The organism is Burkholderiales bacterium (genome assembly GCA_013695435.1).
Taxonomy (GTDB): domain Bacteria; phylum Pseudomonadota; class Gammaproteobacteria; order Burkholderiales; family JACMKV01; genus JACMKV01.
The window spans coordinates 1-6848 of the sequence record JACDAM010000007.1; the positions used below are offsets into that span (position 1 = coordinate 1).

At 59.4% G+C, this 6848-nt stretch carries 9 protein-coding genes; all 9 read left to right on the forward strand.

Features of this window, described 5'->3' with window-relative positions:
* Nucleotides 1–118 precede the first annotated feature (118 nt).
* Nucleotides 119–478 (forward strand): hypothetical protein, encoded by a 360-nt coding sequence (locus tag H0V78_00275; GenBank protein MBA2350263.1) that lies wholly within the window; start codon nucleotides 119–121, stop codon nucleotides 476–478.
* A gap of 345 nt (nucleotides 479–823) precedes the next feature.
* Nucleotides 824–1780, forward strand: a complete 957-nt coding sequence (locus tag H0V78_00280) for a beta-propeller fold lactonase family protein (GenBank protein MBA2350264.1) — start codon at nucleotides 824–826, stop codon at nucleotides 1778–1780.
* Between the two features lie 630 nt (nucleotides 1781–2410).
* On the forward strand, nucleotides 2411–2677 hold the full coding sequence (locus tag H0V78_00285; GenBank protein MBA2350265.1) for a hypothetical protein: 267 nt from the start codon (nucleotides 2411–2413) through the stop codon (nucleotides 2675–2677).
* A 75-nt stretch (nucleotides 2678–2752) separates the two neighbouring features.
* Nucleotides 2753–3241 carry a DUF417 family protein gene (locus H0V78_00290; protein MBA2350266.1) on the forward strand — a complete coding sequence of 163 codons (489 nt, stop codon included), beginning with the start codon at nucleotides 2753–2755 and terminating at the stop codon, nucleotides 3239–3241.
* 8 nt (nucleotides 3242–3249) lie between these two features.
* Nucleotides 3250–4797, forward strand: coding sequence for a GMC family oxidoreductase (locus tag H0V78_00295; protein MBA2350267.1), 1548 nt, complete (start codon nucleotides 3250–3252; stop codon nucleotides 4795–4797).
* A complete protein-coding gene (locus H0V78_00300; protein ID MBA2350268.1) occupies nucleotides 4794–5051 on the forward strand; it encodes a VOC family protein in 258 nt (85 codons plus the stop codon). The genes H0V78_00295 and H0V78_00300 overlap by 4 nt, the downstream gene beginning before the upstream one ends.
* A 172-nt stretch (nucleotides 5052–5223) precedes the next feature.
* Nucleotides 5224–5625: a VOC family protein gene (locus H0V78_00305; protein ID MBA2350269.1), complete on the forward strand. Its 402-nt coding sequence runs from the start codon at nucleotides 5224–5226 to the stop codon at nucleotides 5623–5625.
* Nucleotides 5622–6068: a DMT family transporter gene (locus H0V78_00310; GenBank protein MBA2350270.1), complete on the forward strand. Its 447-nt coding sequence runs from the start codon at nucleotides 5622–5624 to the stop codon at nucleotides 6066–6068. Before H0V78_00305 ends, H0V78_00310 begins: the two co-directional genes overlap by 4 nt.
* A gap of 60 nt (nucleotides 6069–6128) precedes the next feature.
* The coding region (locus H0V78_00315) for an SDR family NAD(P)-dependent oxidoreductase (protein ID MBA2350271.1) at nucleotides 6129–6848 on the forward strand (720 nt) is incomplete at its 3' end.

Sequence of the window (6848 nt, forward strand, 5' to 3'; positions counted from 1 at the left end):
TCTTTACCGAATCCTTACCGGTAAAGCGCGACAACGCACATAACCGGACTGTCCAACTTGCCATGCTGTCAACGGTTGCATCCATCCGGGTGCAATTCCACCTGAAGGAGTGAAAGCAATGTTGAAAATGACAGGAATCGCGACCGCAGTCGCACTGATGGCATCTTCGCTGGCATATGTTTCCCTGGCCGGCGCAGCCGACGACCCCATGTTTTCGACCGGCGGCTATGCGCGCGGCGGTCAAGGCCTGCGCACGATGAAAATGATGAAGGTCATGGACGGAGATGGCGATCATATGGTGTCTCAGGACGAATTCATGAAAATGCACGAAGGGGTATTTACCAAGATGGACAAGAACAAGGACGGCATGCTCAGTGTTGATGAGTGGACCGATAAGCACGTCAGCAATGCGCGCGGCAGCGATGGTTCGAAAGATCATGGTTCCGATAATCGCGGCGGAGGCAGATCCACCCAGTAGTAGTCGTCGGCGCCAACATCTACCAGTCAAAGGACAGCGAAAATGATAAAGACGATGAGAATGTTGACATTCATCGCGGCATTCGCGATGGCGGCTTCCATTCCAGGCGGAATCTTCGCGCAGGAAACGACGCCCACGTTCGCGCAAGGAACGACATCCGCGCAAGATGATGAGCAAGGAGAGGAACAAGAAAGTCCGGACGATGAACAAAGCGCTGGTCGAGCGCAGGCAGCATCGGTCAAAAAAGGCGAAGGCGCCGTGTTTGCGATGACCAACGCGACCGCGGGAAACCGGATCGTGAGATACAGCCGCGCGAGCGACGGTACCCTGACCAGAGTCGGAAGCGTGCGTACGCGCGGGCTTGGAATAGGAGTCGATACGGATACGCAGGGCCCGTTGCGACTCGGCACGGACCGCCGCTACCTGTACGCGGTCAATGCCGGCAGCGACGAGATCAGCGTGTTTGCCGTAAATGGCACGCGCCTCCGATTCGTTCAAAAGGTCTACGCAGGCGACCAGCCGCTGAGCCTGACGCTATCCGGCAATCTGCTCTATGTACTGAACGGTTCGGTTGCCGGCAACGGAATTCGTGGTTTCAGGATTGCAGGTAACGGCACTTTGACCGAGTTGCCGGATTCGTTCAGGTTATTGAGTTCCCCGATTGCCGTTCCCGGCGAAGTCAGATTCAGCCCTGACGGTCGGATAATTCTTGTTACGCACAAAACGACCAATGTGCTGCTGACACCGCCGAATGCCATAGACGCTTTCGATATTGGAGCCGACGGCTACGCCAGCGCGACGCCGATCAGAAACGCCTCCTTCGGACTTCGTCCATTCAGTTTAGCGCCACGCGATGACGGCAAATTGGTCGTGGTCGAATCCTTCAACGCGGCGCCCAATTTATCGGCCGTGTCTTCATACCAATTAAATCCTGACGCTACGATCACGCCCATTAGCGGTTCAGTTCCAAACGGACAGACGGACGTGTGTTGGGTGGTGATCACCAACGACGGGCGCTACGCCTTTACCGCGAACTTTGGCAGCGGGACGATCTCGAGCTATAGCCTGAGTCCCACCGGTGCGCTGACTCTGATCAGTGGCAACGCCGCTTTTCTGGGCGATATGAGCCAGCCAGTGGATTTGAGTCTCAGCGCGGATGGCCGCTTTCTTTATTTACTGCTCAGAGGGACAGGCGGCGTCGCTGCATTCCGTATCGGCGACGGCGGTAGCCTGACATCTTTGGGCGTCATCGTCGGCGGCCTGCCGGTCGCGGATGGGGCTTCAGGACTCGCAGCTTATTAGGCAGACCGTGACTGGTGACAGGGTGCTGTTGTCGTTCCCGCACGAGCGGACCGGGCGTCATTAACATCTCTGGATTCCCTCTTGCGCGGGAATGACAATGTCTTAAGTATTTCGCACAAACGCTGTTGCAGCCCGCTGGCCAATTCAGGAAGGCAGTGCGATGGGAGAAATGAGTGCGTAAGTTGCTGTCCGCCGGTTTGGCCGCGCTGATGATTGTCGTCGGCGCGGCCGGCTGCGCGACAAGCGGCGGCGGTTCGGCTTCTGCGAACCGCGGTTGTCAATCCGATGGTTGCTGATTCGCACGCAACAGTCTGTTGAAGCCGGTCAGGTGGGCGTTGCGCGCCGGTTTCAAGTGCGCGTTGCGGAGGTCTTCACCCAATGCGGCGCGCGCAATGTCAGCGCAGTGTGTCACTACCTCTTGCTATCCGACCTGACAGAAGACATCTTGCGCGCTGGCATGGTCGCCATCTTGCTGTCGTCAAGGGCTTGGTCGAAGCGCACAATAACCCGTCGGCGCTGAAAGTTCGGGAAGCGAAAACACGAACCTTCGTTCCGCGTTCCCGCGTAATCCGTGCCGGCTGCAGTGCCAACATTCTTCGTCATCGCTCAACCAGCCTAAGGAGCAGCGCAATGCCTACCCATGAACATTTCCAGCAGTTCAAATCCACGCGGCTTCCCGGGCATGACAAGGTCGGCGCCTGCCTGACCTGTAGTTACTGGCAAGTCGAAGAACCTCGCCGCGAAGCGTTGATCACGCGCCTCGCGCTTTGCGTCCAGCCCGATCTCAAGCCTTTACGCGCTCATCGTCAGCGGCGCCAGCGCTTGCAACAAGTGGAAAGAGAAAACGCCGATCGACCTGAAGCGAAGGCTTACGCCAAACAGGGCGAAAAAAGTTGACAGCAAATCTTCAGCTTCCGATTGTCACTTCAGCAAAACCGTCCGACTCTCAGATCGAAAAAAAGGAGTAGCGCAATGGCAACGACAAGCATCGCATATGGTACGAATGAATCCGGCCTGCAACGTGCCGGCGAAATGGTATTCCGTTATGGACTGGTCGTGGTTTTCCTCTGGATCGGGCTATTGAAGTTCACCGAATACGAAGCCAAAAACATCGAGCCCTTCGTCTCGAATAGCCCGATCTGGGCGTGGGCTTATGGGTCCTTAGGCCTGCGCATGCTTTCCAACATCATCGGCGTTATCGAGATTTCGATCGGCGTGCTCATTGCCATGCGGCCGTTTGCGCCGATGGCTTCCGCGGTCGGCGCTTTCGGTTCCATCATCACCTACCTCATCACCCTGAGTTTCATGCTGACGACACCGGGCGTCTGGGAGCCGGGTTATGGGTTTCCGTTCCCGTCCGCGCTCCCCGGCCAGTTTCTGGCGAAAGACCTGGTGCTGCTCGGCGTCTCGATCTGGCTCGCCGGCGAAGCGCTGCAAGCAGCGCGCTTGCGCAACCCCTGACCGGGTTAATGGACAAGCCCAGCCGCTATGACGTCATCATCATCGGCAGCGGCGCCGGTGGCGCGACGACGGCATGGCGGCTGGCAGCCACGGGGAAACGCGTATTGGTGCTGGAGCGCGGCGACTATCTGCCGCGTGAAGCCGAAAATTGGAGTTCGGACGCTGTTTTCGTCCGCAATCGCTACAAGGCTAGCGAAAAATGGCTGGACCGCCGCGGACGCGCATTCATGCCGGCGACCCATTACTGCGTCGGCGGCAATACCAAGGTGTACGGCGCGGCGCTGTTTCGGCTGCGCGAACGCGACTTCCGCGAGACGCAGCACAAGGATGGTTTGTCGCCGGCGTGGCCGATAGGCTATGCCGATCTGGCGCCGTACTACCTCGCCGCCGAGCGCCTGTATCAGGTCCACGGCCAGCGCGGCAGCGATCCGACGGAGCCGCCGTGCGATTCCGAATACGACCATCCACCGATCGCGCATGAGCCGGTTATCGCGGAACTTTTCGAAAACCTCAAGCGCGCGGGTAAGCAGCCTTTTCCGCTGCCGCTCGCATTGCGGCTCGATGAATCCCGGCCGCAAACGAGTCCATGCATCAAATGCGCTACCTGCGACGGCTTTCCGTGCCTGCTGCACGCCAAAGCCGATGCCGAAGTGATTTGCATGCGACCGGCGCTCGACAGCGGCAACGTCACGCTGCGCACCGGCCGCTTTGTCGAACGCCTCGAAACCAGCGCATCGGGACGAGAGGTGACCGCGGTTCATGCGCGCGCCGGCGCCGAGCTGGAAACGTATACGGCTGACATCGTGGTCGTCGCCGGGGGCGCCATCAATTCGGCCGCCCTGCTGCTGCGCTCGGCCAACGCGCGCCATCCGCACGGCCTTGCCAACGCATCCGGCGTCGTCGGCAGGCACTACATGTGTCATGTGAATTGCGCCGTGGTCGCGCTGATGCGGCAGGCGAATCCGACGCGCTTCCAGAAAACGTTCGGCCTGAATGATTTCTACAATGCAAATGGCGCGAGCAACCCGCCGCTTGGCCACATTCAAATGCTGGGCAAGCTCGATGGCAGCCAGCTCACGCCGCAAACGCCTTTTCCGGTTCCGCGTCGCCTGCTCGATACGTTCGCCCATCACACCATCGACTTCTGGCTGATCAGCGAAGACCTGCCAGATCCCGGCAACCGCGTAACGTTAGATGCGAAGGGAACGATACAACTCAGCTATCGACCCAACAATCTCGCCGCGCATGGCGAATTGCGGCGGCGCTTTCAGCAGACGCTGAATGACGCGAGCCACGCGATGGCGGTCTTGCCGGAACGCGCTTATCTCGGCCAGCGCATTCCGCTATCCGGCGTCGCGCATCAGTGCGGAACGGTACGCTTCGGCCGTGATCCCGCAAGCTCAGCGCTCGATCTGAATTGCCGCGCGCACGATGCGGACAATCTCTATGTCGTCGATAGCGCTTTCTTTCCATCCAGCGGCGCGGTCAATCCGACGCTGACCATCGTCGCCAACGCGCTGCGCGTCGGCGATGTCATCGCCGAGCGTCTCGCTTGATCGCGCAAATCAGCGCGCCGCGCCTGACGGGCGTGCGCCTCAGCGTCGCCAATCTCGAGAGGTCGCTGGATTTTTACACGGATCTGCTCGGCTTCGAGCATCTGGTCGATACGCACGATGAAATCGAACTGCGGCTTGGCGAAATGACGCTCGCATTACGGCAAGCGGCACCGAAAACTTTGCGCGGGATGCCGGCCGACAGCCGCGCCAACGACGCTGGTTACGCCACATCGCGATCGTGGTGCGCGACTTAGGGGCGGCCTTCGCGCGTTTGAAAAACGCACCACGAACCGTTGATCTCGTTCGGGCCGCAAACCCTGCCCGCCTGGAATCCCGCGGCGGCCGGAATCCAGGCGCTCTATTTCCGCGATCCCGACGGTCATCCGCTCGAATTGATCCATTTTCCCGCGGGCAAAGGCAACAAGTGTGGCGCGAATCGAAACGCGAGCTTTTCTCGGCATCGATCACAGCGCCATAGTTGTCGCCGATACTGAAGCGAGCCTCGCGTTGTATCGCGACAAGCTTGGCCTCGCCGTCGTCGGCGAAGCGCACAACTACGGCGCCGAACAGGAAGCATTGACCGGCGTGCCCGGCGCTTCTATGCGTGTTACGTCGCTGGCCGGAAACGGCGCGTTCGGGCTCGAGTTACTCGAGTATCTTGCGCCCGGCATCGGCCGGCCAATGCCCGCCGACACGAACGCAAACGATATGTGGTGGGCCGAAACGCTCATCGAGTTCCATCAACCGGCAGGAAAGCGGCGAGCTATGTGTCGATCGATGCGCGACCTCGACGGCCATTCACTGGAGATAAGAGGAGAAATCATATGAGTGCGTTGCTCGGGCCGATGGCAATGCTGTTGGGAATGGTTCTGACGACCCAGATTGCAAGCAACAAGCTGCTGGGCGAGAGCCTCGACAATCTTTATATCCCGGCGGCGGTCAACATGCTGGTCGGCATATTTTGCACCAGCATTCTGACTTGGGCTGTCACCAAAGACTGGCCGAGCCAGGCGATGGTGCAGGCAGCGCCATGGTGGACCTGGCTCGCCGGCGGCATGCTCGGCACGATTTATCTGACCGGTAACATCTTGCTCGCGCCGAAACTGGGCGCCGCGGCGCTCGTCGGTTTTGTCGTCGCCGGCCAGTTGATCTGGGCGGTCGCGCTCGATCATTTCGGCTGGATCGGTTTTGAACAACATACCGCGGGTTTCGCGCGCCTGGCCGGCTGCGGCCTGATGCTGGCCGGGCTGTTTTTGATTGCGAAATTTTAAGAGCTTGTCGGTAAATAAGGAGAACACGATGGATTTGTTCTTGCAAAAAAAGTAGTCGTCATTACCGGCGCCGACGGCGGCATCGGCAAAGCGATCGCGCAGGCGTTCGTGGCGGAAGGCGCTTTCATAGCCACCATCGGTCATGAGCGTGATCGCATAGAGAAAACGGCCCGCAAACTCGCGGGCGATACTGGAACCGTCGAACCGTTCGCAGCCGATCTGACGGACACGAGTTCGGTCGATGTAATGGCCAAGGCAGTTCTGCGTCGCTTCGGTACGGTACACGTGCTGGTCAACGCCGCCGGCGGTGTCGCGAAGTTCGCCGCGTTCGACGAACTCAGCGATGAAGACTGGAACAAGGATATCGAGCTGAATCTGATGTCCGCGGTGCGCGCGATGCGCGCTTTTCTGCCCGCGATGCGCGAACAGAAATGGGGGCGCGTCATCAGCGTAGCCTCGGAATCGGGCGTGCAGCCCGATGCCGACATCCCGAATTACAACGCAGCCAAGGCAGCATTGATCGCTTTCGGGAAAAGCATTTCCAAGGCTTACGCGAAAGATGGCGTGCTGGTCAATTCGGTTTCTCCGGCTTTCATCAGGACGCCGCTGGTCGAGCGCATGCTGCAGGAACGCGCCGACGAAAAAGGCATGAGCTTCGATGAGGCGCTCGAAGATTTTCTCAAAACCGAAAGGCCGCATATCGAGTTGCACCGTCCGGGCAAGCCCAGTGAAGTAGCCGCGGCAGTCGTCTTTCTGCGTCCGAACAAGCGAGTTTCATCC

Bases quoted from the DNA above. Each gene is read 5' to 3' on its own strand.
- H0V78_00295 (MBA2350267.1), top strand. From the start codon at position 3,250: ATGGACAAGCCCAGCCGCTATGACGTCATCATCATCGGCAGCGGCGCC.
- H0V78_00275 (MBA2350263.1), top strand. From the start codon at position 119: ATGTTGAAAATGACAGGAATCGCGACCGCAGTCGCACTGATGGCATCT.
- H0V78_00310 (MBA2350270.1), top strand. From the start codon at position 5,622: ATGAGTGCGTTGCTCGGGCCGATGGCAATGCTGTTGGGAATGGTTCTG.
- H0V78_00290 (MBA2350266.1), top strand. From the start codon at position 2,753: ATGGCAACGACAAGCATCGCATATGGTACGAATGAATCCGGCCTGCAA.
- H0V78_00285 (MBA2350265.1), top strand. From the start codon at position 2,411: ATGCCTACCCATGAACATTTCCAGCAGTTCAAATCCACGCGGCTTCCC.